Source organism: Mesorhizobium sp. WSM4822 (genome assembly GCF_055811155.1).
Genome location: NZ_JBVVQM010000078.1, coordinates 1 through 611, shown reverse-complemented (window position 1 = coordinate 611; position 611 = coordinate 1). Strand labels below are relative to the sequence as shown.

At 66.3% G+C, this 611-nt stretch carries 1 protein-coding gene; it reads left to right on the top strand.

Going from position 1 to position 611, the window contains the following annotated elements; all coding sequences use genetic code 11:
- Window positions 1-611 (top strand): NAD(P)/FAD-dependent oxidoreductase (locus AC0L3E_RS34600; protein WP_473606910.1); only part of this gene is annotated, 611 nt, incomplete at both ends.

Below are 611 nucleotides of genomic sequence, written 5' to 3'. Positions count from 1 at the left end.
AAGCTGTTCCGGCGGCTGAAGGAAGAGTTCGGCGCCGACGCCGATATCGGCTTTCGCGAAGGCGGCTACCTCATCCTTGCCGGCGAGGACGGCTTGCCGATCCTCAAGAGCAATCACGAGGCGCAGATGGCCGAGGGCGCCGACATCGTGCTCGAGGATGCCGACCAGCTTACGCGCCGGTTCCCGTGGCTGTCGACCGAGGGCATTTCAGCCGGCGCCTATGGCCGCACCGGCGAAGGCTGGTTCGACGCGCATGCGATGCTGACGCTGTTCCGCAAGGCGCTGCGGCAGAAGAAAGTCGATTTCATCACCGCCGATGTCACCGCCATCGCGCGCGATGGCAATCGCGTCACCGGCGTGAGCCTCGGCAATGGCGAGACGCTGAAGGCCGGCATCGTCGTCAACGCCGCCGGCCCAAACGCCGGCAAGGTGGCTGCCATGGCCGGGCTTGAACTGCCGGTCGAACCGCGCAAGCGCAATGTCTTCGTCTTCGAGGCGCGCGAGAAATATGCCGACATGCCGCTGCTGGTCGATCCCTCCGGCATCTATGTCCGTCCGGAAGGCTCGGTCTACCTCACCGGCGGCGCCGAACCGGAGGAAGGCGACCGCGC